The organism is Actinacidiphila cocklensis (assembly GCF_907177275.1).
GTDB classification, from domain to species: Bacteria; Actinomycetota; Actinomycetes; order Streptomycetales; family Streptomycetaceae; genus Actinacidiphila; species Actinacidiphila cocklensis.
In genome coordinates this window covers 369,141-395,074 of record NZ_CAJSLV010000001.1, presented here as the reverse complement: position 1 = coordinate 395,074, position 25,934 = coordinate 369,141, and the positions used below count along the sequence as shown (strand labels likewise).

Here is a 25,934-nt window from a genome sequence, read left to right as displayed (position 1 = left end):
GCACCATCGCTCCGAATAGTGAATGGAGTCGCTCGATGAGCTCGTCATCCGCGGACGCCGTGGCACCATCCGCCACCCCTACCAAGAGTCCCGGACTTATCCTGGCCTTTCTCTGTGTTGCCCAGTTCATGGTCTTCCTCGATGTGTCGATCGTGAATGTGGCGCTTCCCTCGATGCAGCGCGGTCTTCATATCGCGCCTGCCGACCTTCCGTACGTGGTGACCGCGTACGGCGCGATTCTGGGCGGCTGCCTGCTGCTGGGGTCCCGGCTCGCCGACAAGTTCGGCCGGCGCCGCATCCTCCAGGTGGGCCTGCTGCTCTTCGGCGTGGCCTCGCTGGTGGGCGGCTCCTCCCAGGACGCCATACTGCTCTTCGTGTGCCGCGGCGTTCAGGGCTTCGGCTCCGCGCTGGTGGCACCGGCCGCGCTCAGCACACTGACCGTCACGTTCCCCGAGGGCGAAGCGCGGAACAAGGCGCTCGGCGTGTGGGGCGGGCTGGCCGGAATCGCCTCCATCGCCGGCGTCGTCTTCGGCGGTCTGCTCACCGAAGGTCCCGGCTGGCGCTGGATCTTCTTCATCAACGTCCCGATCGCCGCGGCGGCCGTGGTGCTGGCGCCCAAGGTGCTGCCCGAGAGCCGCGGTGAAGGCCGGCGCTTCGACGTACCGGGCGCGGTCGTCATCACCGCCGGCCTGATGCTGCTGATCTACTCGCTCGACGAGGCGATCAGCTACGGCTGGGGTTCGGCGCGGGTACTGCCCACGCTCATCGCCGCGGCCGTGCTGATCCTCACCTTCATCGTGGTGGAGCAGCGCAGGTCCGACCCGCTGGTGCCGTTCCGCATCTTCCGGGTGCCGACGCTCCGGACGGCGAACCTGTCGACGGTGTTCTTCCTCGCCGCCGTGGTGAGCTTCTTCTTCTTCGCGAGCCTGTTCATGCAGCAGGTCCTCGGGTACAGCCCGATCAAGACCGGTATGGCCTACGTCCCGCAGGCGCTGATGGCCGGTGTCGGCGCGGGCGTGGCCTCACAGCTGGTCACCAAGACCGCGGCGAAGCCCGTCCTGCTCTCCGGGCTGGGCCTGTGCTCGGTCGGCCTGTTCCTGATGTCCAGGGCCGCCTCGGACGCCTCGTACCTCACCCACCTCCTGCCGGCGTACATGATCTTCGGGCTCGGCATGGGCTTCTCGTTCGTGCCGCTACAGATCGCCGCCCAGATCGGCGTGTCGGAGCGTCAGGCGGGTCTGGCCGCAGGCCTGATCAACACCAGTCAGGAACTCGGCGGTGCCCTGGGCCTGGCCGTTGCCGCGACCATCGCGTTGCACAACCTGCCGAAGAAGCTGGCGGCGACCGGCGGCGACTCCGCGAAGGTGCAGCACACCCTGACCACCGTCTACCACCACGCCTTCACCGTCGGGTACTGCCTGACGCTGACCGCGCTGGTGTGCGCGCTGCTGCTGCCCATGCTGAAGGCCCAGCAGGGGCCCGCCAGCGGCGGCGACCTGGCGAAAGAGGCGGCGGGCGCCAATGCCGGATAGCCGACCTCTCGACCAGAGGAACCACCAGGTCCAGCAGCTTCCGCCGGGAGCGGCGCAGCTGCTGGCCGGGCCGCACACCGGCGTGCTCACCACGGTGCGGCGGGACGGCTCACCCCATCTGGCGCCGGTGCGGTTCAGCTGGGACGACGACTCGGGTCTGGTGCGCGTCATGACCACCGAGTCGCGGGCGAAGATCCGCAACATCCTGGCCCATCCCGACCTGCCGGTCGGCATCTGCCAGACGGTCCAGTTCCGCTGGATCACCCTCGAAGGCCGGGCGACCGTCTCCAGCGAACCGGGGCGGCTGGCCGAGGGGGTGCGCCGGTACATCCGGCGCTACGCGTCGCCGCCGCCCGAACTCCCGGGGCTGGTCGTCGTCGAGATCGCCGTCGAGCGCGTCATGGGGATCTGGTGATCCGCCGTGGCGTCCCGGGAAAGCACGTGCAGTCATCAGTGGCAAGGACGGAATGAGCATGACTGAGATCAGCGGTAGCAGCGAGAACGAGGCCAGGGCCGGGACGGACCCCCGCCGGGCGCTCTTCAAGGCCGTTGCGCTGGCCGGGGACACCGTCGCGGCCGTGCGGCCCGAGCAGTACGGCAACACCAGCCCCTGCCCCGACTACAGTGCCCGGCAACTCGCCCAGCACCTGGTCGCGGTGCTGCGGCGGGTCTCCGTCGCGGGCAGCGGCGGCCACCCGTTCACCGTTCCGTCGTTCGCCGAGGACGTGCGCGAGGACGAGTGGCAGAAGGCATGGGAAGACGGGGTCCGCGACGCCGAGGCGGTGTGGTCGGACCCGGCGGTCCTGGGCAAGTCCATCGAGCTCGGCTTCGCCACCGTGCCGGGTGCCGCCGCGTGCATCGTGTACGCGACCGAGCTCTCCCTGCACACCTGGGACCTGGCCCAGGCGACCGGCCAGGCGCCGGCCTGGGACGCGGAGGCCCTCGCTGCGCCCGTCGCGGCCATGCGGCACGCGGTGCCGGCCGAACCCCGGGGCGGCCCGGTGCCGTTCGGACCGGTCGTCGAGGTGCCGACGGACGCTCCGCTGATCGACCAGCTCGCGGGGTGGTACGGCCGGCAGCCCTGAGCCGGTCTCGCGCACACCGGTTAACGGGACCGGCGCCGCGGCGCGGTGCTGGTCCCTCCGCACGTCAGCACGGCTCGGCAGACAGGAAACGCTCGGACAGGAAGCGCCCGGACAACGCCCGTACGGCACGCCGGTGGGCCAGAAGAAGGAGGTTCAGTTGCTGGCAGAACGATCGGATCGTGCCGTCCGCACCCGCCGTGCTCTGCTCCACTCGGCGGCACGGGTCTTCGACCAGAACGGCTACACGCTGACCACGATCTTCGACATCAGCGCGGGTGCCGGGGTCAGTCCTGGAGCACTCCACTTCCACTTCAGGAACAAGCAGGCGGTCGCCGACGCGGTCGAGGAGGCGTGCGCGAGCCTCCTGCGGGGGGCCGGGCGGATCGCCTACGACGCCAACCCGGACGCGCTCCAGGCGCTCACCGACATGTCGCACGCCTTCGCCCGCCTGCTGCGCTGGGACGTGGTGGTACGGGCGGGCTTCCGGCTGGGCACCGACAGCACCCGCGCACGCAGACAGGCGCTCGACCAGGAGTGGCACTCCTGCGTCGAACGCCTGCTCGCCGAGGCGGCCAGGAACGACGAGCTGTCCCCCGACGTCCGCCTCCAGGAGGTCACCTGCGCGGTGGTCACGGCGACCACCGGGATCGGCCTGCAGATCGCCGACAACGCCGAGCCCCGCGCGTACCACGCGCTCACCGGCTTCTGGAACATCTTCCTGCCGGGCCTGGCGAGGCCCGAGGTGGCCAAACGCATGGAGCCGGCCGGGCGGAGCGCCGTGCTCGCCGACGCGGTCGGCATCTCCGCCCGCGCGCGGCTGCACCTGCAGGACGACGAGCTGTCGCTGTGACGCCGCGGGCACCCGTGTGTCACTCCTCGCCGTCCTGGGACCGGGGTTCGGTGCTTCCCGGTCCCATCCGGTAGCCGACCCCCCGGACCGTCACGATCCACTCGCCCGGTCCGAGCTTGCCGCGCAGGGCACTGATGTGGGTGTCCACCGTGCGGTTGGAGACGAACCACTCGTCCGCCCAGACCCTGGCCATCAGCTCCCGGCGGGAGACCACCGTGCGCGGCATCGAGGCCAGCAGATGGAGCAGGTCGAACTCCTTGCGGGTGACCTTGACCGCGCGCTCCCCCACGTGCACCTGCCGGCCCTGCGGGTCGATGCGCAGCGCGCCGTGGGAGATCGCGGAGGTGCTGCTCGGCGGGGCCAGCCGGCGCATGATGGCGCAGATCCGCGCCACCAGTTCCCGGTAGCCGTACGGCTTGATGAGGCAGTCGTCGGCCCCGGCCTGGAAGCTGAGGACGCGGTCGACCTCCGTTCCGCCGGCCGCCAGGGTGATCACCGGAGTGATGCCCGCGCCACGGATCTGCGCGCACACCTCCAGGGCGTCCACGTCCCGCAGCCCGAGGTCGAGCAGCACCAGGTCGGCGTGGGTCCAGGCGGCCAGGGCGGCCCGGCCGGTGGCCACCCTGGCGACTTCGTATCCGTTGCGCTCCAGCCGCTCGGCCAGGTCGGCGGCGGTCCCCTCGTCGGGGTCGACCACGAGCACGCGCGTCTTCACTGTTCGCTCCGTATCGGTCCGCCGCGAACGGCCCCACGGCCCCGGTCCCTGCTGCCCGCCGCCGGGGAGGTGCTACGCGGCGGAACGGGAATGCACCACCCGGTAGGTGTTGGAGTCGCGGGCGGTGGCCAGCTCGTCGATCCGGGCCTCCGCGGCCAGCCGCTCGGCGGGCTGCTCCGACTGCGGGGTCGTCCGGTAGGCGTCGTACGCGGCCTTGTCCGCCCACTGTGCGTAGACGACGGCGAAGGAGCCGTCGAGACCGCGGGCGCGCAGGCCGCGCAGGACCGTGCTGCTGCGGAACCCGGGCACCTTGAGCAGGAACTCGTGGCCCGCGCCCAGCGCCTCGATCAGGACGTCCTGGTTCTCCGGGGCGACCGAGACGATGTCGATGACGGTGTAGTCGTCGCGGCTCGTGGAGATCTCCGTGACGCCGTCCAGCTCGGGCGCCTGGAGGGTGTGGACGATCTCGTTCTGGAGCAGCCGGATGGAGGTGGTCATTTCGGTGAAGAGCGGCATGGTGCGGTGCTTGAACTCCTCGCCGGCGTAGCGCTTCTCCAGGTCCTCGGTGCTGCGCCACTGGATGAAGTTGGCGGTGCCGAACCGGTCGGTCCCGCTGTGCATGGTGCTGGAGACCCAGCCGGGGTAGGCGGCCGAGTCGACGATCTCGCGCATGGCCCCGAGCAGGCTCTCCTGCTTGTCCGCCGCGTCGGTGGAGAACAGGTTGAGGACGATCAGGTACTTACCGTCCGCTGCGATCTTCGGCATTTTGTGGTGCCTTCCATTCCTGGGACGACGGGAGGTGATGCTTCGACAAGCATCACCGGGTCACCGCCGGAAACGAAAGTAGCCGCGGTTCAGGACTTCTTGCGGATGGTCAACTCCTTCTGAACACCGTCAGATCTTGCACAGCTTCGTCAGGTACGGGGAAAGCAGCCTTGGTCGACCGGCGTCCCGGTCGCCATCCTCGAACAATGGACTACGAATCAGCGTCTGCGGAAGCGGCCCGGCTACTGGACCGCTATCTGGTCGGCCTCGACGATCAGAAACTCGACGACGAGTGGGCGGGCGGGCTGTTCACCGCGGACGCCCTCGTCGAATTCCCCATGAGCCGGCACGAAGGGCTGGCCGGCATGGCGGACTGGCACCGCGCGGCACTGTCCGCGTTCGCCGCGACCCAGCATCTGAACGGCCCCGTGGTGGTCGACCGCCCCGACGACGCGGCCGGCGAACCCGAGCGGCTGCTGCTGCGGTCCAACCTGATGTCCACGCACGTCCACCACCCGGGCAGCGCGGGTGAACCGCTCTTCACCACCGGGACCTTCGTCAACGGCGAGGCCCGCCGCACCCCCGACGGCTGGCGCCTGGCCGGCCTCCGCTTCCGCGTGGTGTGGCTGAGCGGCACCCCGCCGCTGCCTACCGGGGGCGAGCGGTGAGCGCCTCCGCCGCGCTGTCCGGCGCGGACCCGGGGCACGTGCAACTCGCCGCCCGCTCGGCCGACATGGTCACCGGCATCATGCTGGCCGACATCGCCGTCGTCATCGTCCTGGGGCTGGCCCTGGGCCGCGTCTTCCGCCGGTTGCGCCAGCCCGCGGTGATCGGTGAGATCGCGGCGGGCATCGCTCTGGGACCCAGCCTGCTCGGGCAGTTGCCGGGCGACCTGTCGCACCGGCTCTTCCCGTCCGAGGTGCGGCCGCTGCTGAACGCGATCTCCCAGGTCGCCCTGGTGCTGTTCATGTTCGCGGTGGGCTGGGAGTTCGACAAGCGGCTGGTACGCCCGCACGCCCGGCTGGCGGCGGGCGTGTCGCTGTCGTCGATCGCGCTGGCCTTCGGGCTCGGCGTGGCGACGGCCCCGGTGCTCTACCCGGACCACTCGACGGTCGCCGGCCACCACATCTCCTTCGCCACCTTCGCGGTCTTCCTCGGCACGGCGATGTCGGTGACGGCCTTCCCCGTGCTGGCCCGCATCCTCAACGACAACCGGCTCATCGACACCCGGGTCGGCACCCTGGCCCTGGCCAGCGCGGCGGTCGACGACGTCCTGGCGTGGTGCCTGCTGGCGTACGTCTCCGCGATGGTGACCGCCGACGGCGACTACCACAAGCTGCTCTCCACCGTCGGCTACGGCCTGCTGTTCACCACCGGCATGCTGCTGGTCGTACGGCCGGTGCTCGGCGGGCTGGTGCGGCAGTGGGCGGCGGCCGAGCGCTGGCGGCCGCTGCTGATGGTCCTCGCGTCCGGCGCCCTGGTCTCCGCGTGGCTGACCACGTGGATCGGCCTGCACGCGATCTTCGGCGCCTTCCTCTTCGGCTTCGTCACCCCGCGGGAACCGGCCGCGCTGCTCGCCCGGCACGTCCGCCGGCCGATGGACGACATGGGCCTGATCCTGCTGCCGGTCTTCTTCGTCGTGACCGGGCTGAACGTGGACCTGTCCGCGCTCACGGCCTCCGACTCCCTCGCGCTGCTGCTCATCGTCGCGGTGAGCTGCGCAGGCAAGCTGCTCGGCGCGTTCGTCCCGGCACGGCTGGCCGGCCTCGGCTGCCGGGAGGCGAAGAACCTCGGGCTGCTGATGAACACCCGCGGTCTGACCGAACTGGTCATCCTCAACGCGGCGATGACGCTCGGCGTCCTCGACGTGCGCATGTTCACCATGATGGTGGTGATGGCGCTGGTGACCACCGCGATGGCCGCGCCGCTGCTGTCCCCGCGCGAGGACCTGGTCGCCCTGACGCCCAAGGAACCCAGACCCGTGCGTGTGTGACACCGCACCGGACCGTACCTGCCAGAGATCACTGTTCCGACCGGAAGGTCTTCGTGATGCCCGCACCCTCCTCATCCGCCCGGTCCATGCCGCAGCCGCGGCCGGCCGTCGACGGCAAGGCCCTGCGCGAGGCATGCAGCGCCTTCGCCACCGGCGTCACCGTCATCACGGCCGCGACCAGTGCCCTTCCCGACAAGGCCGAGGCGACGACGGTCAACTCCTTCACCTCCGTCTCGCTCGACCCGCCGCTCGTGCTGTTCTGCCTGCACCGCGAGTCGCGGCTCGGGCCGGTGCTGCGCCAGTCCGGCGGCTTCGCCGTCAACTTCCTGACCCACCGCCAGCAGGAGCTGGCCTGGGCCTTCTCCGGCCGCGACTCGGCCCGCCTGGGCGAGGTCCCGCACCACCGCACGGCCGAGGGGCTGCCGGTCCTCGCGGACGCCCTGGGCCACCTGGAGTGCCGGCTGAACGCCGAGTACGACGGTGGTGACCACCTCATCGTGGTCGGCGAGGTGGTCGGCCTCGGCGTGTCGGGACAGGAGCCCGCCACGGCCGAGGCGCCGCTGATCTTCTACCGGGGCGCGATGCACGCCCTCCCCGACTCCGCTGTCTGACGGCGGCCCGGTGCCCGCGCACGCCCCGCAGACCCGCCGGAAGGCACACCTCTGAATCGGCGCGGATGATCCTGACGAACTTGTCGGAGTTCTGTAGTGGGCGCCGTTCAGTTCTGCAAGTCCCGTCGGAATACTGGAGAAACCCCCGACCAGAAAGAGGGATGATGGACGCGTTCGACACCGATGTAATCATTGCCGGAGCGGGCCCCTCGGGACTCATGCTCGCCGGTGAACTGCGGCTTGCCGGAATTCCGGCGATCGTTCTCGACAAGCTTGCCGAACCGATGCAGCAGTCCCGCGCGCTCGGTTTTTCCGCGCGTACCCTCGAGGAGTTCGGACAACGGGGCCTCCTCACGAAATTCGGCGAGCTGGAAACCATCCCTATCGGCCATTTCGGCGGCCTTCCGCTGGACTACCGCATCATCGAGGGCGGCAATTTCGGCGTCCGCGGTGTTCCGCAGTCCTTCACCGAGCGGGTGCTCACCGAGTGGGCGCTCGGGCTGGGAGCCGACCTGCGCCGCTCGCACGAGGTCGTGGGCCTGGAGCAGGACGGGGAGGGCGTCTCCGTCGACGTGACCACTCCCTCCGGCACGTCCCGGCTGCGCGCCCGTTACGTGGTCGGCTGCGACGGTGCGCGCAGCGCCGTGCGCCGGCTGTCCGGGATCGGCTTCCCCGGCACCGATGCCACGATCGAGATGAAGATGGCCGACTTCACCGGGGTGCGCATCCCGATCCGTCCCACCGGCCAGGTCGGCGAGGCCGGCATGGTCGTGGTGCTGCCACTGGGCCCCCAGGCGATCCGGGCGGTGGTCTTCGAGCGCGGCGCGGGCGTACGGACGACCCAGGAACCGCCCACCTTCGGGGAGGTGGCCGACGCCCTCCAGCGGGTGACCGGCGACGACATCCACGGCGCCCGGCCGATCTGGACCAGCTACTTCACCGACGCCAGCCGCCAGGCCGACCGCTACCGCAGCGGCCGGGTCTTCCTGGCCGGCGACGCGGCGCACATCCACCTGCCCATCGGCGCCCAGGGCATCAGCGCCGGTGTCGGCGACGTCGTCAACCTGGGCTGGAAGCTCGCCGCGACCCTCCAGGGCCGGGCACCGGAGGGCCTGCTCGACACCTACCACGACGAGCGGCACCCGGTCGGCGCCGGCATCGTCGCCAACACCCTGGTGCAGCGCTCGCTGTACCTCGGCGGCCCGGAGATGCAGTCGCTGCGCGACGTGTTCGGCGACCTGATCCGCCTGGACCAGGTCCAGCGCCGCCTGGTGGGCGCCGTGACCGGCCTGGACATCGTCTACAGCGGCGAGGACGGCGGCCACCCGCTCCTCGGCCGCCGGCTGCCCGAGCAGGACCTGGTCGTGGCCGACGCCAAGACCACCACCTTCGAGCTGCTGCACGGCGGCCGCCCCGTCCTGCTCGACATGCACGACAGCGCCGGGCTGCGCGCGGCCGCCGCCGGCTGGTCCGACCGGGTGGACGTCGTCACCGCCTCCCGGCCCGACGCCACGGCCCCCGCCGCGAGCCTGCTGGTCCGCCCCGACGGCTACATCGCCTGGGTGTCCACCGACGGCACGACCGCCGGCCTCACCGACGCGCTGACCCGCTGGTTCGGCGCGACCGCCGCCGCCTGATCCGTCCCACGGACCCACCGAAACTCACGGAACTCACCGGAAGGAGTGCGCGCATGACCAGCAGGGCCCAGGAGCACAAGGCCACCGAGGCCACCGGGGCGGCCGGCCGCCGGGGCGAGTGGAAGGAGTGCGACGTCCTGATCCTCGGCTCGGGCCTCGCCGGCTCGGTCACCGGGGCGATCCTGGCCCGGCAGGGCGCCAAGGTGGCGCTCGTCGACGCCGGGCACCACCCGCGGTTCGCGGTCGGCGAGTCGCAGAACCCGCAGCTCGTGGAGTGGCTGCACATCCTCGCCGTCCGCTACGACGTACCGGAGCTGAAGCACCTGCTGGACATCAAGGCGGTGACGGAGAACATCGGCCCGCACCACGGCAGGAAGCAGAGCTTCGGCTTCGTCAAGCACCGGCCGAACCGGGAGCCCGACCCCCGTGAGGCGACGCTGTTCGTCATCCCCAAGATGCTCACAGAAGCCACCCACATGTTCCGCCAGGACACCGACTCCTACTACCTCAACGTCGCCGCCTCGTACGGCTGCACCATCCGGCAGGACTGGCGTGCCACCGACCTCGACTTCGACGACGACGGGGTGACGGTCACCGGCCACGACGGCGAGGTCTTCCGCGCGAAGTACCTCATCGACGCCTCAGGCTTCCGCTCCCCGCTGGCCCAGAAGTTCGGCCTGCGCGAGGAGCCCAGCCGGCTCAAGCACCACGCCAGGTCGATGTTCACCCACTACGTCGGCATCAAGCCGTACGACGAGGTCAACAACTACCCCGAGGGCCTCAACCCGCCGCCCGAGTCGCCCTTCCACGGCGGCACCCTGCACCACCTGATCGAGCGCGGCTGGTTCTGGATCATCCCGTTCAACAACCACGAGGACTCCAGGAACCCGGTCTGCAGCATCGGCCTGACCATGGACGAGCGGCTCTACCCGAGGCGCAAGGACATCACGCCGCAGGAGGAGTTCGACAGCTTCCTCGACCAGTACCCGGCCGTGAAGCGGCAGTTCGAAGGTGCGACCCGGGTGCGCGAGTGGGTGTCGGCCGACCGGATCCAGTACTCCTCCAAGCAGACCGTGGGCCACCGCTGGTGCCTGATGTCGCACGCGGCGGGCTTCGTCGACCCGCTGTACTCCCGCGGCCTGTCGAACACCTTCGAGGTCGTCGACGCGCTGGCCTGGCGGGTCCTGGAGTCGCTCAAGGACGACGATTTCTCGGTGGAGCGCTACGAGTACGTCGAGCGCCTGGAGCAGGGCCTGCTCGACTTCAACGACAAGATCGTCAACAGCTCCTACATCGCCTTCTCGCACTTCCGCCTGTGGAACGCGGTCTTCCGGGTGTGGGCCTGCTTCACCACCCCTGCGACCATCCGGCAGATCCAGGCGCGGCAGGACTACCTGCTCAGCGGCAAGGACGACCAGGTCTTCAAGGACATGGAGAAGGCCGCCTACCCGGGCCTGTGGTGGCCCGACAGCCACGCCTTCAAACACCTGCTGGACGTCACCGCCGAGACGTGCGAGAAGTACGAAGCCGGGGCGATCGACGGCGACAAGGCCGCGGACATCGTCTTCGAGGCGATCCGCAACTGCGAGTCGGTCAACACCCCCTTCGGCTGGAAGGACGGCGAGGAGCACCGCTTCTACCGGGCCACCACCCCCACCATGATCAAGTTCATGTGGTGGTGCAACACCCAGGCCCCGCCCGAGATGAGGGCGCTGGGACGGGCCATGCTCTCCGGCGTCGTCAAGTCCAGCCTGCGCGGCAAGAAACTCACGTAACTCCCGCTTCAGCGCCGCCCTTTCGGTGCCGGACCTGCCGCCGTGTTCCCCCCGGGGACGCGGCCCGGGGTCCGGCACCGCTCCACGACGGACCGTACCCGCGCGGTCCGGCCCACGATCCGAACCGTCTGGGGAATCCGACATGACCGATCGACGCACGCGCACGCCCTGGCTGCAGCTGGCCCGCAGCCTCGAAGGGCGCCTCGTCCTGCCCGGCGACCCCTCCTACGCCCTGTCCCGGCAGCTCGAACTGGGCAACTTCGACGACGTCACCCCGCAGGCCGTCGTCCACTGCGCCGGGGCGCGGGACGTGTCGCTCGCCGTCCGCTTCGCCCAGGACAACGCGCTGCCCGCCGCGGTGCGCAGCGGAGGCCACAACTACGGCGGCTACTCCACCGGCCCCGGCCTGGTCATCGACCTGTCGGGGCTGGACACCGTGACGGTCGGCAGCGACCTGGTGGACATCGGCCCCGGCGCGCTGAACGTCGACATCCTCAGCACCCTGGCACCCCATCACCTCGTCGTCGGCCAGGGCGGCTGCGCCACCGTGGCGGCCGGCGGCTTCCTGCTGGGCGGCGGCTACGGCTTCCTCACCCGGCCGCTCGGCATGTCCTGCGACGCCCTGGTGGCCGCCGAGATGGTGCTCGCCGACGGCAGCACCGTCACCGTCTCGCCGACGAGCAACAGCGACCTGTTCTGGGCGATACGCGGCGGGGGCGGCGGCAACTTCGGGGTGGTCACGCGCTACACGGTCGCACCGCAGAGCGGCGACCTGATGGCGATGACCAACATGTACTTCGACTACGACAAGGCGCCCGAGGTGCTCGGCGGTGTCGCCGAGTGGCTCGTCGAGGCCCCCCGCACCATCGGCGGCGGTGCGTACGTGGTGCAGGAGGACGCGGCGCCCGGCAGCGTCCCGGTGCTCAACGTCATGCTCGCCTCACGCGGCACGGAGGAGGAGCTGAACACCGAGGCCGCCCGGCTGATCGCGCACACCGGGGCGCCCACGGTCCGGCAGAGCGCCCGACTCCCCTACCAGCAGCTCATGATGCTCGTCTTCGGCGGCGGCCGGCTCACCGAGGAGCAGTGCCGCCGCGTCGGCAAGACCCCCGCCGGGCTGCTGCCCAGGCCTGCCTTCGCGCTGGAGCGCACCCGGCTGGCCGGCGCCCCCTTCCCGGCCGCCGGGTGGGCCGACGTCATGACCGCCTTCGACGCCGACCGCAGGGCGGGCCAGGCCCGCTACCTGGACCTGCACATGTTCGGCGGCGCCGCGAACGACCCCGGGCGCACGGACACGGCGTACGTGCACCGGGACTCGCTCTTCTCCGTCAACTACCGGGTGTTCGTCAACGACCCGGAGCTCGCCACGGCGGAGAACACGGCGAACGCCCGGGCGTGGGCGGGCAACGGCTTCGCGGTCATCGACCCCCTGTCCAACGGCGAGACCTACCAGAACTGGATGGACCCCGAACTGGCGGACTGGCGGCAGTCCTACTACGCCGAGAACTACCCGCGGCTCGCGGCCGTCAAGTCCGCGTACGACCCGCACGGCTTCTTCCGCTTCGCCCAGGGCGTCGGCGCGTGAACCGCACGCAGCAGCGGGAAGTGCTGGACAAGGAGGTGAAGGGGCGGGGAAGCGGAAGGCTCCCGGCCACATGGACAGCACGCAACACCGGGTGAACAATCTGACACGTGATGCAGTATCAGGGCGAGGTCCCGCCCTCCCGGGCGTCCGACGCCGAGCGCGAACACGTCCTCGACCTGCTGCGTGCGGCGGCGGTCGAAGGGCGGCTGTCACACGAGACCTTCGTCCTCCGCATGGAGCTCGTGCTCGCCGCACGCAGCCACGCCCAACTGCGGTCCGCGGTCGAGGATCTGCCCGGCGCGGAGGTCGTCCCGCCGGCCGCGGAGGTCGTCCCGCCCGCCGCCACTCCCGGCGGCCTGCGGCGGTTCCTGCGCCGGGCGGCCGCCGCGCCGGTCGGCCTCGCCACCCGGGTCCGCCGCCGCTACCGGGTCCGCCGGCTGCCCGTCCTCGCGCTGCCGCCGGCCGGCTCGCAGACCCTGGTCATCGGACGAGCCCCCGGCAGCGGCCTGCGCCTGTCCCACGAGACGGTGTCCCGCTCGCACGCCGTCCTCACCTGCGCCGCCGACGGCTGGTCGCTGCGCGACCTGAGTTCACTCAACGGCACGCTCGTGAACGGCCGGCGGCTGGTCGGCCAGGCACCCGTACGCCCTGGCGACTGGGTCGCCTTCGGCAGGATGCACTTCCGGCTCGCCGCGCCGTGACGGCGGGCGGAGATCACGGCTGACAGCCGTGCAGGAAGGTGTGCACCCCCGCGGTGACCATGGCCGTGAGCTCCTTCTCGTCCCGCCGGTCGGCGCCGTAGGGCAGGTTGTCGTTCGAGACCAGGAGCATGAGGTGGACGGCGGCCCGGTCCGGGTCCGGGATCCGCAGTGACCCGCGGTCGGCGATCCGCCCGAGCCGTTCGGCCAGTTCGCCTCGCACCCGGCGCGGTCCGGTCTCCTGCCACGCGTCGATCGCGGTCTGCGGGATGTGCTCCAGGTCGGCGTTGATCTGGCGTACCAGCGCGAAATGCGGCGCAGCCGCCGAGTCCATGACCGCCAGCCAGGCGAGCCCGAACTCGACGAGGTCGGCCTCCAGGTCGACGATCTTGCTCAGATGCCGGTCGATGATGGCGATCTGGGTCTCCGCCACCCGCCCCGAGCTCTCCTGGATCACGGCCTCGAACAGCTGGGCCTTGTCCCTGAAGTGGTTGTAGATCGTACGGCTGGACACTCCTGCCGCCGCCGCGATCGCGTCCAGGCTCGCCCGGGTGTAGCCGTCCCGCGCGAACAGTGCCAGAGCTCCGGTGAGGATGGCGCGGCGTTTGTCCGGCTGGCCGCCGCCAGGCCGCGGGCCCTTCGATTTCTCCGTCACGGTTCTTGATCCTATCCCGACTGCAACGACCGTTGTCATCATAACAATGAGCGTTGTAATCTCTGCAACGATCGTTGTACTTCGCGGATCACGGACGGAAGAGGGACCATGACCGGGATCGACACGAAGTCCGCCGCCGCCACGTCCGAGATCAGCCCGGCGACCTGGCGGCTGGCCTGGGTGGTCGCGTTCGGGGCGTTCGCGAGCGGCCTGGACACCTCGCTGATCAACATCGCGCTGAAGACGGTCCAGGACGAGTTCGGCACCGGTCTCCGGGTCGCCCAGTGGGTCTCCAGCGCGTACCTGCTCGCCCTCGCGGTGTCCCTGCCCGGCTGCGCCTGGCTGGGCAGGCGGGTGGGGGTCGGCAGGCTCTGGCTCGGGGCGCTGGCCGCCTTCACCGTGATCTCGGCGCTGTGCGCGGCGGCGCCGTCGATGGAGGTCCTCATCGGCCTCCGCGTCCTGCAAGGACTCACCGCGGGGCTGCTCGTCCCGGCGGGGCAGACCGTCCTCGGCCAGGCCGTCGGACCGGGCAGGCTCGGCCGGGTGATGGCGCGACTCGGTGTCGCGGTGGTGCTCGCTCCGGCGATCGGCCCGTTCCTCGGCGGGCTGATGCTGCACTCGCTGTCCTGGCGCTGGCTGTTCCTGATCAACGTGCCGATCGGGGCGGTCGCGCTGATGCTCGGCCTGCGCTGGATTCCGCACGAGAAGGGCACCGCGACCACGCCGCTGGACTGGGCCGGGTTCTCCTACGTCGGCATCGGCCTGCCCCTGGTGGTGCTGGGCCTGACCGACTGGGGCTCGGACGGCTCGCCGAAGCCGCTGCCGGTGCTGCTGCCGCTCGGCCTCGGCGCGGCGGGGCTGGTCGTGTTCGTCCTGCACGCCACCCGCCGGGAGCACCCGCTCCTGGACATGAGCCTGTACCGCAGCCCCGGTTACTCGACCGCGAGCGTGGCGTTCCTCTTCAACGGGGCGCTGACCTTCGGGTGCGCCCTGGTCTTCCCGCTGTACTTCCAGATGCTGCACGGGGACAGCGTGGTGGAGACCGGGCTCCAGATGCTCTCGATGGGGGCCGGCACCGGCATCATGCTCCCGCTCGGCGGGCGGCTCACCGACCGGTACGGCAGCGGCCCGATCGCGGTGCTGGGCACCGGGTGCGCGGTCGTGGCGACCACCACGTTCGCCTTCGTGGGATCCGACCCGAGCCCGGTCCTCGTCCAGGCCCTGCTGCTCCTGCTCGGCATGGGGACGGGGACGGCCTCGACGCCGCTGGTGATCTCGGCGTTCACCACGGTGCCGCGCGAGCGGCTGCCGGAGGCCACCGCGCAGATCAACATCCTCGCCCGGCTCGGCGGGGCGCTGGGCGCCGCGCTGTACGCGGTCGTCCTCGCCCGCGGGCTGCCGGGCGGCACCCGCCACGCCTTCCACGTCGCCTTCCAGTGGCAGTGCGGCACCGCCCTCGCCGCCCTGGCCGGCACGCTCCTCCTCTGGCTGACCCTGCACCGGGCCGGCGCGTCCTCGCTCCCGTAGCCGGTGGCAGGAGAGCGAGGACGACGCCGGAGTGCGACCGGCCGGCGGCGCGTGCGGCGACGACTTCCCGTCACCGGGCGAACCGCTCCGGGCGGAAGTCCGCGAGCATCGGGTCCGGCTTCCCGCTGAGGATCTCCGACGCGAGCAGCCGGCCGATCACCGGCCCGAGGGTGATGCCGCTGTGGGAGACGGCCTCGTAGTAGCCCGGTACGGACGGCACCGCTCCCACGCAGGGGAATCCGTCGGCCGGGATGGGGCGGTTGACCGTCCGGGTCCGCGCGATACGGGAGTTGCCGAGCTCGGGAACGACGTCCCGCGCCGATTCCCGCAGCAGGCGGGCGAGTTGTGCCGGGGCCTCGCCCGCGTCGACGAGCGCGTCGACCTCGCGGCTGTGGAGGACCACGGAGGCGTCCCCGTCGGGGCGGATCTCGATGTGGGGTGCGTGCATGGCCCGGTGGACCGGGACTCGCGCGCAGTCGACCCGGGTGACGGCACCGGGCTCCCGGCGCATCGGCAGGTGCCGTGCGACGAGCCCGGCGACGTCGGAGGCACCGGGGCCTGCCGCGTTCACGACGACGTCGACGTCAAGACGGCTCCCGTCGGACAGCGCGAGGGTCCGGACGGCCCCGTCGCCACCCGTGCCGATGTCACGGACCGCGGTGCCGGTCCGCTGCTCGGCGCCGGACGCCACGGCCTGGCCGACCAGCCGGCCGACGAGACGGCGTCCGTGCACCCAGGCCTCGTCGGGGTAGAACAGGACGGGCACCTCGTCGGGCAGGGTGAGAGCGGGTTCGAGGCGGCGGCGCACCTCGGCGCCGGTGTACGACTCGACCCGGTAGTCCCGACCGGCGAGCAGCTCGGCTGTCGCCAGCAGCTTCGCCTCCGCTGCCGGATCGTCCGCCCAGCGCAGGTGGCCGTGCGGATACCACCAGGTGTCCGGCCCGATGGTCCTGCAGAGCTCGCGGTACTCGGCCATGCCCGCGACGTTGAGGTCGAAGTAGGACCTGCGCGCGGTCTTGTTGCTGGCGTTGACCCACGAGAAGGACCAGTCGGTCACGCCTTCGCCGGGCCGGCCGGCGTCGACGAAGACGACCTCGGCGCCGTGCCGGGAGAGGTTCCAGCCCACGGCGGCTCCGAGGATGCCCATGCCGATGACAGCAACGCGTTCACCTCGCTTTGCGGATCCCGTCCCCACGAAACGCCCCCTCCCGGACCACGGGCGAACTCCCGTGCCCAGCACACAACCATGTCCGAGCCGCCGCGCACAGACCCGCGAGGACGGCGGCCCGGTCCCCGGTCGCGCCTTGAGCGCGCCTTCCGTCGGCCCGCGCACGTGGGTGCGCTGCAGGCAGACGTACAGCGGCATGGTGGCGACGCCCACCGTGACCGGGGCGCAGCGCACTCGCGGCATGCAGATCACGGGGGCGGGCACACGGTCTCCTGACCGGACGACAAGGAGACCACCGTGCCCGAGACCGTGGCGACAGAAGACCAGGACGTGCTGCCGTACCGTGCCCGGGCGGTCTACTCGGGCGGGCGCTGGCATCTGGCCGTGGTGAGCCTGAACCACCACCCGGACCGGGGCGACGTGGACTCCGTCGTCGTCACCCTGGCGCCGACGGAACCCGACGCCGGGCGTCCCCCGGCCGAGTTGGACAGCGAGCTGCGCGACTGCGGGTTCGACCGGCACGGCGAGTGGGCGCGGGACGGCGACGGCTGGTCCACGCCGTGCGTCCAGTCGGACCCCCGGGCGGCCCCGGCCCCCGAGCCGTCCGAGTAGCGCGGAAACCGGCGGCGTCGCAGGGGCGGTGTCCGGCGCGGGGCACGAGGGCGCGGCGGCTCGACGGCCGCGGCCGGCTCGGCGACCATGGAGTCCGGAGGAGGCCCCGCCCGTGAACCTGCTGCTGACGACCGACACGCATGTGCCCCGCCGCGCACGGCTGCTGCCCGACGAGCTGCTGGGCGCGATCGGCGCGGCCGACGTCGTCTTCCACGCGGGCGACTGGGTGGACGAGGCCACGCTCGACCTGCTGGCGGCCCGCAGCCGGCGGTTGGTCGCGGTGTACGGCAACAACGACGGTCCTGCGCTGCGGGCGCGGCTGCCCGAGGTGGCCAGGGCCGAGGTGGCGGGCGTCCGGTTCGCGGTGGTGCACGAGACCGGCCAGGCGCGCGGGCGTGAGGAGCGCTGCGAGCAGTTGTTCGCGGACACCGACGTCCTGGTGTTCGGCCACAGCCACATCCCGTGGGACACCACCACCGCAGGCGGGTTGCGGCTGCTCAATCCCGGCTCACCGACCGATCGCAGGCGCCAGCCGGACTGCACGTACATGACCGCGGTCGCCACGGCCGGTGCGCTCACAGAAGTCGTGCTGCACCGGCTGCCGCGGCGCGGCGGGAGCTGACGCTCCGACGAGCAGCGCCCGCCGGCCTTCCGGGGGCCGCTCCCGGTAGGCCGGCGGGCCGGGCGCTACGAGATCGCGGCCGGTGCCGGATACCGGTCGCGGAAGGTGAAGGCGTCCGGCCCCGAGCCCCGTTCGCCCAGGATCGCGATCCGCTCCATCGCCTCTGCCACGCTCGGGCGGTGGCCGGCGGGAACCCACCACAGCGCCTGGTGGGGTCCTTCCATGCGCTGGAACCACTCGCGGCGGCGGCTCAGCACCCGCAGGTGGTCGGTGTGGTAGGCGAAGTCCTCCAGGGCTTCGACCGACTCCCAGGTGGAGCAGTTGATCAGGAGGCGGCCGTCGTTGTCGTCGGGGCGGAGTCCGGTGGAGTCCGCCCCGCCGTCGTCGACCAGGCGCCAGACGAATCCGGGCGCGTGGTCGGCCAGTGCGTTGATCTCGGGCAGTTGTGCGACGAAGTCGGCCAACTCGGGGCCGTCCAGGGGGGCGACGATGCGCCCGACGTTGACCTGCGCGACATGGAAGCCAGTCATGGGGCCAGCATGGCAAGGCCGGATCTCTATAGTCAATGAGAATTATTTTTAGAGCGGAGGGAGACGCAGCAGCCGCCCGGGCACGGGTCGACGGCCGCCGACCACCCCTCGGGCGCCATGCCCTCAACCAGAGCGAGGTTCATCCCGCAGATCAGCGCGCGGAACTCGTCCGCGAGGGCGTGGAAAGGGCAGTTGGCCAGCCGCAGCGTCTCCCCGTCCCAGAACGGCAGGTAGCCGCGGGTGCGCAGCACCTCGACCAGGTCGCTGCCCGACGCCTGAGGGTCGGCCGCCCCCGCGGCCCGTGCCGCGGCCTGCAACTCCCGGTCCAGCCCGGCCTGTTCGACCACCTCGGCCAGCAGCCGGCCCGCGGTGCCGTAGGAACGGGGCGGCAGCGACACGGCGTGCTCGCCGTCGGCCCGGCGGTACATCTTCGCCGGCCGCCCGGCCCCCGGACCCGCCCGCTCCGACAGGCGCCGGAAGGAGACGGCCAGCAGACCGGCCGCGACCAGCTTGTCCAGATGGAAGGCCGCCAGCGAGCGCGAGACCCCCACCGCCTCCGCGGCCGCGTCCCGCCCCACGTCGTCCGGGGAGGCGGCGACGTGCCGGTAGAGCTTCCGCCGTACGGGATCGCTCAGCACACCCAGCGCCGCGAACGCGTCGTCTTCAGCAGTCACCCCGCGATTCTATGACCGCCGCACCATCTGGTTTCGCGAACCAGCAGGTCAGCCACGCCCGTCCCACCCGCAGGCGGGCGGGACGGGCGGCCTGCGTCACCTCACCATGCGGTCGCTCCGCCGTCGACCGGGTAGTTCGCGCCGGTGATGTAGGACGCGCGGTCGGAGGCGAGGAACGCCGCCAACTCCACGATCTCCTCCGGCCGGCCGAACCGCTTCAGGAGCGTCTTCGCGGTGATCGCGTCGCGCGCCGCCTGGTTGTCGCCGAGATCGCGGTCGCTGGCGGGGGTCAGCACCGGGCCGGGGCTGATCGCCACCGCGCGGATCCCGTGCGGCGCGCCTTCCAGTGCGAACTGCCGGGTCATGGCGATGACACCGGCGTTCGCGGCCGCGTGCGCCACCATCGGCGGGGTGTGGCCGGCGATGAGTCCGGCCTGCGAGGCGATGTTGATGACGACACCGCCACCGCGGCGGACGAGGTGCGGCCATGCATACTTCGTCACGAAGAAGGGGATGTCCAGCTCCCCGGCCCGGGTCCCGTGCCAGTCCTCGATCGAGAAGTCCGGTATCGGCCCGAAGTACTGCATGGCCGCGTTGTTGTAGACGACGTCCAGACCGCCGTAGGCGGCCGCGGCCTCCTCGACGAGCCGGCGCGCCTGCTCCGGGTCGGTGAGGTCGACCGGCGCCACTCCGGTCATCTGCCCGCCGGCGCGGCGGACCAGCTCGACCGTCTCCTCGTTGGCCGCGGCCTGGATGTCGCTTCCGATGACCTTCGCGCCTTCCCGCGCGAAGACCAGGGACGCGACCCGGCCCTGCCCTCCCCCTGTGCCGGTGATGAGCACCGTCTTGCCGTCGAGCGTTCCCATGGCTTCTCCCAGGTCGTTGCCGTTTCTCCGGCGGACGTCGCTGCTGCTCATGACGCCGCCCGTCGGTGAATGCTTGACGAGTCAAGGATATTCCGGGCGCGAGATCCGACCTCGGGACGCATCGGCACGAACCCGGTGAGCGCACCCGCCGCGGCAGACCCGTGGGGTCAGAGCCTGGTCTCCACCTGCCGGAGCGCGGCCGCGAGGGCGGCGAGGTCATGGCCGGCGAGCTTGTCGAGGACGTGCCGCCGGATGCTGGCCAGGTGCGCGGGCCAGGCCTCCTCCAGGCGGGCGAAGCCGTCGTCGGTGAGGACGGCGTTCCATCCGCGCAGGTCCTCCTCGCACCTGGCCCGCTCGATGAACCCCTGCTTCTCCAGCCGGGCCACCACCCGCGTCATCCCGCTGAGCGAGAGGTTGCCCGCGACCGCGAGCTCGCTCATCCGCATCCGGCGGCGGGGGGCCTCGGAGAGCAGCATGAGGGCGGTGTACTCGGAAAGCGGCAGCCGAGCGTCGCGGACCATGTCCGCATCCACCACCCGCGGCAGCCCCGTCATCACCTCGCCCAGGGCGCGTACCAGTACTTCCTCGGTCTCATCCAAGGGGCGCAGGGGCCGGCCGTCCTGAGGCATGCGTCACACCCTACCTCCTTGACAAGGCAAGGACTCGATTATTTACTTGACGGTGCAAGTACTTTTGGAAGAAATGGTACGGATCACCCGACCAGGTGGTCGCCCGTGGTCACGAGAGATGAGGAATCGCCGCATGCCAGAACATTCCGACCGCACCGCGCAAGGCCACCCGATCACGCTCGGCCTGGACACCTTCGGCGACGTGACCGACGACGAGCACGGCCGGCCGCTGTCGCACGGCAGGACGATCCGCAACCTGGTCGCGGAGGGCGTCCTCGCCGACGAGGTCGGCCTCGACCACTTCGCCATCGGTGAGCACCACGTCGACTGGATGCCGCTCTCGGCGGCCGACGTGGTGCTCGCGGCCATCGCGTCGCGCACCTCGCGCATCCGGCTCGGCTCCGCCGTCACCGTCATCAGCTCGGACGACCCCGTGCGGGTCTACCAGCGGTACGCGACCCTCGACGCGGTGTCCGGCGGGCGGGCCGAGCTGATCCTCGGCCGGGGGTCGAGCACGGAGTCCTTCCCGCTGTTCGGCTACGACCTCGGCGACTACGAGGTCCTGTTCGAGGAGAAGGTCGCCCTCTTCGCCGAACTGCGCAAGGAGAAGCCCGTCACCTGGTCGGGCAGCACCCGGCCGGCCCTCACGGAGCAGGCCGTTTTCCCGCGCAGCGAGTCCGGGGCGATCCCCACGTGGCTCGGCGTCGGCGGCAGCCCCCAGTCGGTCGTCCGAGCCGCCCGCCACGGCCTCCCCCTGATGCTCGCGATCATCGGCGGGCCGTGGGCCAGGTTCGCCCCCTTCTCACAGCTCTTCCGCCAGGCGCTGGCGGAGTTCGGCCGGCCCGACCAGCCCGTCGGTGTGCACAGCCCCGGGCATGTGGCGGCGACCGACGAGCAGGCGATAGCGGAGTTCTGGCCGTACTACGAGAAGACCATCCGCATGGTCGCCCGGCAGCGGGGCTTCCGCGCCCCGACCTTCGAGCAGTTCGTGAACGACGCGGGACCCGACGGCGCGCTGTTCGTCGGATCGCCGGAGACGGTGGCCAGGAAGATCGCCACCACTCTCAGCACGCTCGGCGCGAGCCGCTTCGACCTCAAGTACGGCATGAACGGGCTGCCGCACGAGCGGCTGATGACCGCCATCGAGCTCTTCGGGAAGCAGGTGGCCCCCCGCGTCCGGGAGTTGATGGCCTGATCGTCCGCCGCCCGCCCGTCGGGTCCGAACCGGATCGGCGGGCAGGGCAAGCGCTGCGCTGAGCGCAGCGCGCCACCCCCGGGGCCACCAGCCCGACGCCGGCCGGCAGGACCGCTACGACGCGCCGCCCCGCCGGCGGCTGAGTCCGGCTCCAGGCGTCCACCGGGGTGGATTCGTACGGCCATCCGACAGTCCCGGTGCGCGGCCGGAATTGCCCGATTTTACGGTGGAGGCCGGACCCTCAGAGCTCCGCAAGGGAAGGCGCTTCGATGGACGGTCAGATCGTGCGGGTCAAGATCCACCCTGCCATCGGTGTCGCACGGGTCGGCAACAGCGTCGAGGCACCCTTCATCGGCCCGGAGTCGCCGGACCGGGAGCCCGCGGACCCCGGTTCGTACAAGGACGGTTCCGGGGCACTGCGCAGACAGGCCGCGCGGTTCCGGGTGTACGGCTACAACGCCGCGGGCGAGGTCGTGCGGGAGCTGCGGCCGGGCGAAGCGGGTGTCACGGAGATCCAGTGGACCGTGCACCTGGCGAACAAGAAGCCCGCCTGGTACCAGTTCCACGTGCCGCTCGACATCCCCGAGGGCGTGGCGCTCACCCCCGACAAGCGCGGCCTGCGGAACGCCGGCGTGGTGGGCGCCGACCGGAAGAAGCTGGTCAACGACCCCGGGAGCCGCACCGTTCGCGGCTCGGCGACCGAGACGCAGAAGTTCGACTCCGGCAAGGTCATGGGCACGGCGGTGTACCTCGGGGAGATCTCCACCCAATCCGACGGACGCCTGATGGTGCTCGGCGGCAGGGGGAAGTCCGCCTCCTACAGCAACAAGCCGATCGCCGGCGTCGCCAACAACGACACCTGGTACGACGACGTGTCCGACGGCCCGGTGACGGCGACGGTCCGCATCGGCGGCGCCGACATGACCGCCGCACCGGCCTGGGTCGTGGTGGCCCCGCCGCACTACGCCCCCGGTGTGAAGTCCGTCCGCACCCTCTACGACCTGCTCGTCGACGTCTTCGTCACGGCCGGCTCGCTGCCCCGCCCGCCGCAGGTCTCGTACGCCGACCACATCGAACCGATCCTGCGCCGGTTCTGCGACCTCCAGTGGGTCAACCACGGTTTCGCCACGCAGTTCGGCTGGAACGGCCCCAACTTCTTCCTCTCCCCCGCGATGAGCAGGCGGCTCGCCGATCCGTCCGCCCGGAACCGGGAGCTGCGCCGCCAGACGTACGTGGCCCTGCGCGACTACCGCCGGGACGGGAAGTCCCCGCTGCCGTGGCCCTGGCTCTACGGCGACGCCATGGCCAGCGACCCCACGTCCGTGCGCCAGCACATCATGCTGTCCCCGACCCAGGACTGGATGATGCAGCGGTGGGCGGACGGCGCCTTCCAGGCCGGGCCGCTGCGGCAGCCCCGTCCCGTCGTGGACGACGCCCCGGTCGCCGAGCAGCCGGGGCTGCTGGACCGGGCGGCCCTGGAGAGCTGCGCCGCCGACGCCTTCCACCCGGGGATCGAGGTGACCTGGCCGATCAGGCACGCGAGCATGTTCACGGAGCCCTTCCGGATCCTGCACCGCGCCCCGGGCACCCCGGAGCCCGACTTCGGGCCGACCCTCACCGTGCAGGAGGCGACCGCCGCGAACGGCCCGCTGTTCGCGCAGGGACCCGGGGACCTCACCCGCTGGATGGCCGCCCCCTGGCAGACGGACGCCGCGAGCTGCCGCTCCGGTTACGAGGTGGCGAAGGGACTCGGGCCCCGCTACAGCCCCTACGTGCCGACCTTCTGGCCCGCCCAGGTCCCCAACCACGTGCTCAAGCTGGACGACTTCGAGAAGGTCGACACGCCGCCGGCCGGCAGCGACGACAGCGCCCGTGAGGAGGCCTTCGAACGGCGGGCGACCTGGCTGCGCGGTCTGCAGGGCTCCATGGACCAGCAGCGCACGCAGATGATCACGGACTGGCCGAAGCTCGGCGTCGTCGAGGTGCGCGACTACACCGTGGGCGACGGGAAGTTCCCCGACCGGATCCAGGTGGAGTCCCGCCCGGCAGCACCGCTCGACCGGGCACTGGACACGGCGAACCTCGTCAACCTCCAGGTGCCGGAGGCAGGTCCTGCCGTGCTGGCCGCCGCGGCCGGCACCTGGCCCGCGGACGCGCCCGACCCGGAGACCGTCAAGGCGGAGTACGTCGCGCGGGCGGTCAGCGCGGCGGTGGAGGCGACCGGCTACCGCGAGGAGGAGATCGCCGCCGGATACCTCGAACGGCTCGACCCCTTCCACGAGGCGCCGTGAGCCCCGCGGCGGGCACCTACGACGTCGTGGTGGCGGGTGGCGGCCCTGCGGGCTGCGCCGCCGCGCTCGCGCTCGCCCGGTCCGGCCGCACCGTCCTGCTGGCCGACGCCGGCACCGGGCCGCCCAAGGTCGGCGAGACACTCGTGCCCGCCGCGCGGGTCCTGCTCGGCGACCTCGGCGTCGCCGACCGCGTCCTGCGGACCGGGCACCTTCCCTGCTACGGCAGCCTTTCCGCGTGGGGCTCGGCCGAGCTGCACGCCGTGGACTTCATCAACGACCCGCACGGCCACGGCTGGCACCTGGACCGGCACCTGTTCGACCGGCTGCTGCGCGACGCCGCCCGCGCGGCGGGGGCCGAGGTCGCCGAGGGCACAGCCGTACGCTCGGCCTCGCGGCAGCACCGCGGCTGGACGCTGGCCCTGCGCGGCGGTACCGGCCCCGCCGGTACGGGGGCCGGCGGCGGGCGGGCGGTGCGCTGCCGCTGGGTGATCGACGCCACCGGCCGCGCCGCCGCGGTCGCCGTCCGGTGCGGGGCACGGCGGCACACGGGGGACCGGCTCACCGCCCTCCACGTGTCGCTGGAGGCCGACCCGCGGGACACCGACCGCCGCTCGCTCGTCGAGTCCGACGAGGACGGCTGGTGGTACACCGCCCCGCAGCCCTCCGGCCGGCGGCTGGTCGCCTACTTCACCGACGCCGACCTGCCGGCCGCCGCCTTCACGGCACGCCACTTCCTGCGGCGGATGTCGGCCACGCGGCACGTGTCGCGGTACGGCCGCCCGCACGGGCCCGCGCCCGGCCGGGCCGCCGCACACACCGCGCACCTGGACCGGGTGTACGGGGACGGCTGGACCGCCGCGGGAGACGCGGCGGCCGCCTTCGACCCGCTCTCCTCCCAGGGGGTCATCACCGCCCTCTACACCGGGATGCGCGCGGGCGTGGCCGTCGGCGCCCGGCTGGGCCGCGCGCACGACGGCGACGACCCGGCGCTGGCGGCCTACGCGCGCGAGGTCGCGGCTGCCAGGACCGCGTATCTGCGCGGACACCGCCTCGTCCACGCCCAGGAGGCCCGCTGGACCGACCGCTCCTTCTGGGCGCGGCGCCTGGCCGGCCTCCCCGACTCCCCCATCCGACCGCAGGAAAGGCGCAGCACGTCATGAGTACGGACACGCACACGGACCACGGTGCCGGCTCCGGCAGCGGAGCCCTGCACGGCCTCCACCGGTTCCTGCTGATCGGAAAGAGCCGGATCTTCTCCTACCACCTGGCGCTCTACAACGTGGAGGCGCACGCCTTCCAGGCCGTCGTCACCCTCGGCCTCGCGGACTCCGTGCGCGAGGCGTACCTCGCGGACCTGGAGAAGAACATCGGCAAGAGGGTCTTCTACAGCCTCTTCTCCCCCGACCACTTCCCGCTCGCGGACCTCAAGCAGGGCAAGACCTTCAAGGTCCAGCTGGAACGGGTCGTCGTCGGGACCGACGGCTCCAGGGAATTCCAGCCGATGCTGGACGGGCAGCAGACCGACGCGGTCTGCAGGGCGGAGGACGTCAGGTACTTCCGCAAGCTCGGAGGCCTGGAATACCCCGCGCACCTCACCTACCTGCTGTTCGGCGAGGGCGACGAGGTGCACATCGCGCACCAGCTCGCCGAGAAGCCGAACTGGGACGAGGTCGTCACCGTCACCGACCCGCGGGACCTCGACCCGGCGCTGCTGGGCAAGGTCCCCGACATCACCATCGCGTCGATCGACGACCCGCACGGTGTCGTGCAGGACAGCCCCCTGACGAAGGGGCAGCGGTACGAGGCCGCGATCGACGGGGCCGGCGCGACGATCGGCTTCACGGCCGGCCGCCAGGGCTGGTGGAATCACACCAGCCTCAACGCCTGAGCCGGCGTCACCCGGGTGCGAACTCCGGTCG

Annotated in this window: 26 protein-coding genes; 18 read left to right on the top strand and 8 right to left on the bottom strand. The window is 71.7% G+C overall.

Annotation, left to right across the window (positions count from 1 at the left end; all coding sequences use genetic code 11):
- Positions 1–35 precede the first annotated feature (35 nt).
- From NFU81_RS01570 to NFU81_RS01555, 4 genes are all read left to right on the top strand, one after another.
- Positions 36–1,532, top strand: a complete 1,497-nt coding sequence (locus NFU81_RS01570; RefSeq protein ID WP_251483990.1) for an MFS transporter — start codon at positions 36–38, stop codon at positions 1,530–1,532.
- Positions 1,522–1,947, top strand: a complete 426-nt coding sequence (locus NFU81_RS01565; RefSeq protein WP_251483988.1) for a pyridoxamine 5'-phosphate oxidase family protein — start codon at positions 1,522–1,524, stop codon at positions 1,945–1,947. The genes NFU81_RS01570 and NFU81_RS01565 overlap by 11 nt, the downstream gene beginning before the upstream one ends.
- Positions 1,948–2,005: 58 nt before the next feature.
- Positions 2,006–2,617, top strand: coding sequence for a TIGR03086 family metal-binding protein (locus NFU81_RS01560; RefSeq protein ID WP_251483986.1), 612 nt, complete (start codon positions 2,006–2,008; stop codon positions 2,615–2,617).
- Positions 2,618–2,774: 157 nt separating this feature from the next.
- A complete protein-coding gene (locus tag NFU81_RS01555) occupies positions 2,775–3,467 on the top strand; it encodes a ScbR family autoregulator-binding transcription factor (protein ID WP_251483984.1) in 693 nt (230 codons plus the stop codon).
- Between the two features lie 19 nt (positions 3,468–3,486).
- On the opposite strand, the gene NFU81_RS01550 is transcribed toward NFU81_RS01555, so the two are convergent.
- Both NFU81_RS01550 and NFU81_RS01545 read right to left on the bottom strand, forming a co-directional pair.
- Positions 3,487–4,182: a response regulator transcription factor gene (locus NFU81_RS01550; protein WP_251483982.1), complete on the bottom strand. Its 696-nt coding sequence runs from the start codon at positions 4,180–4,182 to the stop codon at positions 3,487–3,489.
- A gap of 72 nt (positions 4,183–4,254) precedes the next feature.
- On the bottom strand, positions 4,255–4,947 hold the full coding sequence (locus NFU81_RS01545) for an antibiotic biosynthesis monooxygenase family protein (protein WP_251483980.1): 693 nt from the start codon (positions 4,945–4,947) through the stop codon (positions 4,255–4,257).
- A gap of 206 nt (positions 4,948–5,153) precedes the next feature.
- Between NFU81_RS01545 and NFU81_RS01540 the strand changes: the two genes are divergently transcribed.
- The 7 genes from NFU81_RS01540 (at position 5,154) to NFU81_RS01510 (ending at position 13,249) form a co-directional block, all read left to right on the top strand.
- On the top strand, positions 5,154–5,615 hold the full coding sequence (locus NFU81_RS01540; RefSeq protein ID WP_251483978.1) for a nuclear transport factor 2 family protein: 462 nt from the start codon (positions 5,154–5,156) through the stop codon (positions 5,613–5,615).
- Positions 5,612–6,940, top strand: a complete 1,329-nt coding sequence (locus NFU81_RS01535; RefSeq protein WP_251483976.1) for a cation:proton antiporter — start codon at positions 5,612–5,614, stop codon at positions 6,938–6,940. Before NFU81_RS01540 ends, NFU81_RS01535 begins: the two co-directional genes overlap by 4 nt.
- A 56-nt stretch (positions 6,941–6,996) precedes the next feature.
- Positions 6,997–7,551 carry a flavin reductase family protein gene (locus tag NFU81_RS01530; protein WP_251483974.1) on the top strand — a complete coding sequence of 185 codons (555 nt, stop codon included), beginning with the start codon at positions 6,997–6,999 and terminating at the stop codon, positions 7,549–7,551.
- A gap of 161 nt (positions 7,552–7,712) precedes the next feature.
- Positions 7,713–9,188, top strand: a complete 1,476-nt coding sequence (locus NFU81_RS01525; protein WP_479688501.1) for an FAD-dependent monooxygenase — start codon at positions 7,713–7,715, stop codon at positions 9,186–9,188.
- A gap of 53 nt (positions 9,189–9,241) precedes the next feature.
- Positions 9,242–10,963, top strand: coding sequence for an NAD(P)/FAD-dependent oxidoreductase (locus NFU81_RS01520; RefSeq protein WP_251483972.1), 1,722 nt, complete (start codon positions 9,242–9,244; stop codon positions 10,961–10,963).
- A 142-nt stretch (positions 10,964–11,105) separates the two neighbouring features.
- Positions 11,106–12,548: an FAD-binding oxidoreductase gene (locus NFU81_RS01515; RefSeq protein ID WP_251483971.1), complete on the top strand. Its 1,443-nt coding sequence runs from the start codon at positions 11,106–11,108 to the stop codon at positions 12,546–12,548.
- Between the two features lie 110 nt (positions 12,549–12,658).
- A complete protein-coding gene (locus NFU81_RS01510; RefSeq protein WP_251484096.1) occupies positions 12,659–13,249 on the top strand; it encodes a DUF1707 and FHA domain-containing protein in 591 nt (196 codons plus the stop codon).
- 13 nt (positions 13,250–13,262) lie between these two features.
- Here the strand turns inward: NFU81_RS01510 and NFU81_RS01505 are convergent, their stop codons facing one another.
- Complete coding sequence (locus tag NFU81_RS01505) at positions 13,263–13,901, bottom strand: TetR/AcrR family transcriptional regulator (RefSeq protein ID WP_251483969.1); 639 nt, start codon at positions 13,899–13,901, stop codon at positions 13,263–13,265.
- Between the two features lie 108 nt (positions 13,902–14,009).
- On the opposite strand from NFU81_RS01505, the gene NFU81_RS01500 reads away from it, so the two are divergent.
- Positions 14,010–15,428, top strand: coding sequence for a DHA2 family efflux MFS transporter permease subunit (locus NFU81_RS01500; protein WP_251483967.1), 1,419 nt, complete (start codon positions 14,010–14,012; stop codon positions 15,426–15,428).
- A 70-nt stretch (positions 15,429–15,498) separates the two neighbouring features.
- Here NFU81_RS01500 and NFU81_RS01495 read toward each other — a convergent pair whose 3' ends face one another.
- A complete protein-coding gene (locus NFU81_RS01495) occupies positions 15,499–16,623 on the bottom strand; it encodes an NAD(P)/FAD-dependent oxidoreductase (RefSeq protein WP_274037443.1) in 1,125 nt (374 codons plus the stop codon).
- Between the two features lie 270 nt (positions 16,624–16,893).
- On the opposite strand from NFU81_RS01495, the gene NFU81_RS01490 reads away from it, so the two are divergent.
- A complete protein-coding gene (locus NFU81_RS01490) occupies positions 16,894–17,208 on the top strand; it encodes a hypothetical protein (protein ID WP_251483963.1) in 315 nt (104 codons plus the stop codon).
- Positions 17,209–17,320: 112 nt separating this feature from the next.
- Entirely contained in the window at positions 17,321–17,830 is a 510-nt protein-coding gene (locus NFU81_RS01485) for a metallophosphoesterase family protein (RefSeq protein WP_251483961.1), read from the top strand.
- 65 nt (positions 17,831–17,895) lie between these two features.
- Here NFU81_RS01485 and NFU81_RS01480 read toward each other — a convergent pair whose 3' ends face one another.
- The 4 genes from NFU81_RS01480 to NFU81_RS01465 all read right to left on the bottom strand — a co-directional run bounded on the left by NFU81_RS01480 (position 17,896) and on the right by NFU81_RS01465 (position 20,529).
- A complete protein-coding gene (locus NFU81_RS01480; protein WP_251483958.1) occupies positions 17,896–18,360 on the bottom strand; it encodes a DUF3291 domain-containing protein in 465 nt (154 codons plus the stop codon).
- 32 nt (positions 18,361–18,392) lie between these two features.
- Positions 18,393–19,034, bottom strand: coding sequence for a helix-turn-helix transcriptional regulator (locus NFU81_RS01475; RefSeq protein WP_251483957.1), 642 nt, complete (start codon positions 19,032–19,034; stop codon positions 18,393–18,395).
- A gap of 101 nt (positions 19,035–19,135) precedes the next feature.
- Positions 19,136–19,951 carry an SDR family NAD(P)-dependent oxidoreductase gene (locus tag NFU81_RS01470; protein WP_251483955.1) on the bottom strand — a complete coding sequence of 272 codons (816 nt, stop codon included), beginning with the start codon at positions 19,949–19,951 and terminating at the stop codon, positions 19,136–19,138.
- Positions 19,952–20,067: 116 nt separating this feature from the next.
- A complete protein-coding gene (locus NFU81_RS01465) occupies positions 20,068–20,529 on the bottom strand; it encodes a MarR family transcriptional regulator (protein WP_251483953.1) in 462 nt (153 codons plus the stop codon).
- A 133-nt stretch (positions 20,530–20,662) separates the two neighbouring features.
- Between NFU81_RS01465 and NFU81_RS01460 the strand changes: the two genes are divergently transcribed.
- The 4 genes from NFU81_RS01460 (at position 20,663) to NFU81_RS01445 (ending at position 25,903) form a co-directional block, all read left to right on the top strand.
- Positions 20,663–21,724: an LLM class flavin-dependent oxidoreductase gene (locus tag NFU81_RS01460; RefSeq protein ID WP_251483951.1), complete on the top strand. Its 1,062-nt coding sequence runs from the start codon at positions 20,663–20,665 to the stop codon at positions 21,722–21,724.
- Positions 21,725–21,993: 269 nt separating this feature from the next.
- Entirely contained in the window at positions 21,994–24,015 is a 2,022-nt protein-coding gene (locus tag NFU81_RS01455) for a LodA/GoxA family CTQ-dependent oxidase (protein WP_251483949.1), read from the top strand.
- The gene (locus NFU81_RS01450) at positions 24,012–25,175 is read left to right on the top strand and encodes an NAD(P)/FAD-dependent oxidoreductase (RefSeq protein ID WP_251483946.1); all 1,164 of its coding nucleotides are present in this window, start codon (positions 24,012–24,014) and stop codon (positions 25,173–25,175) included. Before NFU81_RS01455 ends, NFU81_RS01450 begins: the two co-directional genes overlap by 4 nt.
- Entirely contained in the window at positions 25,172–25,903 is a 732-nt protein-coding gene (locus tag NFU81_RS01445) for a hypothetical protein (RefSeq protein ID WP_251483944.1), read from the top strand. Before NFU81_RS01450 ends, NFU81_RS01445 begins: the two co-directional genes overlap by 4 nt.
- Positions 25,904–25,934: the final 31 nt, after the last annotated feature.

Bases quoted from the DNA above. Each gene is read 5' to 3' on its own strand.
- NFU81_RS01560 (WP_251483986.1), top strand. From the start codon at position 2,006: ATGACTGAGATCAGCGGTAGCAGCGAGAACGAGGCCAGGGCCGGGACG.
- NFU81_RS01510 (WP_251484096.1), top strand. From the start codon at position 12,659: ATGCAGTATCAGGGCGAGGTCCCGCCCTCCCGGGCGTCCGACGCCGAG.
- NFU81_RS01525 (WP_479688501.1), top strand. From the start codon at position 7,713: ATGATGGACGCGTTCGACACCGATGTAATCATTGCCGGAGCGGGCCCC.
- NFU81_RS01530 (WP_251483974.1), top strand. From the start codon at position 6,997: ATGCCCGCACCCTCCTCATCCGCCCGGTCCATGCCGCAGCCGCGGCCG.
- NFU81_RS01445 (WP_251483944.1), top strand. From the start codon at position 25,172: ATGAGTACGGACACGCACACGGACCACGGTGCCGGCTCCGGCAGCGGA.
- NFU81_RS01500 (WP_251483967.1), top strand. From the start codon at position 14,010: ATGACCGGGATCGACACGAAGTCCGCCGCCGCCACGTCCGAGATCAGC.
- NFU81_RS01470 (WP_251483955.1), bottom strand. From the start codon at position 19,951: ATGAGCAGCAGCGACGTCCGCCGGAGAAACGGCAACGACCTGGGAGAA.
- NFU81_RS01455 (WP_251483949.1), top strand. From the start codon at position 21,994: ATGGACGGTCAGATCGTGCGGGTCAAGATCCACCCTGCCATCGGTGTC.
- NFU81_RS01520 (WP_251483972.1), top strand. From the start codon at position 9,242: ATGACCAGCAGGGCCCAGGAGCACAAGGCCACCGAGGCCACCGGGGCG.
- NFU81_RS01465 (WP_251483953.1), bottom strand. From the start codon at position 20,529: ATGCCTCAGGACGGCCGGCCCCTGCGCCCCTTGGATGAGACCGAGGAA.
- NFU81_RS01480 (WP_251483958.1), bottom strand. From the start codon at position 18,360: ATGACTGGCTTCCATGTCGCGCAGGTCAACGTCGGGCGCATCGTCGCC.
- NFU81_RS01565 (WP_251483988.1), top strand. From the start codon at position 1,522: ATGCCGGATAGCCGACCTCTCGACCAGAGGAACCACCAGGTCCAGCAG.
- NFU81_RS01460 (WP_251483951.1), top strand. From the start codon at position 20,663: ATGCCAGAACATTCCGACCGCACCGCGCAAGGCCACCCGATCACGCTC.
- NFU81_RS01545 (WP_251483980.1), bottom strand. From the start codon at position 4,947: ATGCCGAAGATCGCAGCGGACGGTAAGTACCTGATCGTCCTCAACCTG.
- NFU81_RS01540 (WP_251483978.1), top strand. From the start codon at position 5,154: ATGGACTACGAATCAGCGTCTGCGGAAGCGGCCCGGCTACTGGACCGC.
- NFU81_RS01570 (WP_251483990.1), top strand. From the start codon at position 36: ATGAGCTCGTCATCCGCGGACGCCGTGGCACCATCCGCCACCCCTACC.
- NFU81_RS01515 (WP_251483971.1), top strand. From the start codon at position 11,106: ATGACCGATCGACGCACGCGCACGCCCTGGCTGCAGCTGGCCCGCAGC.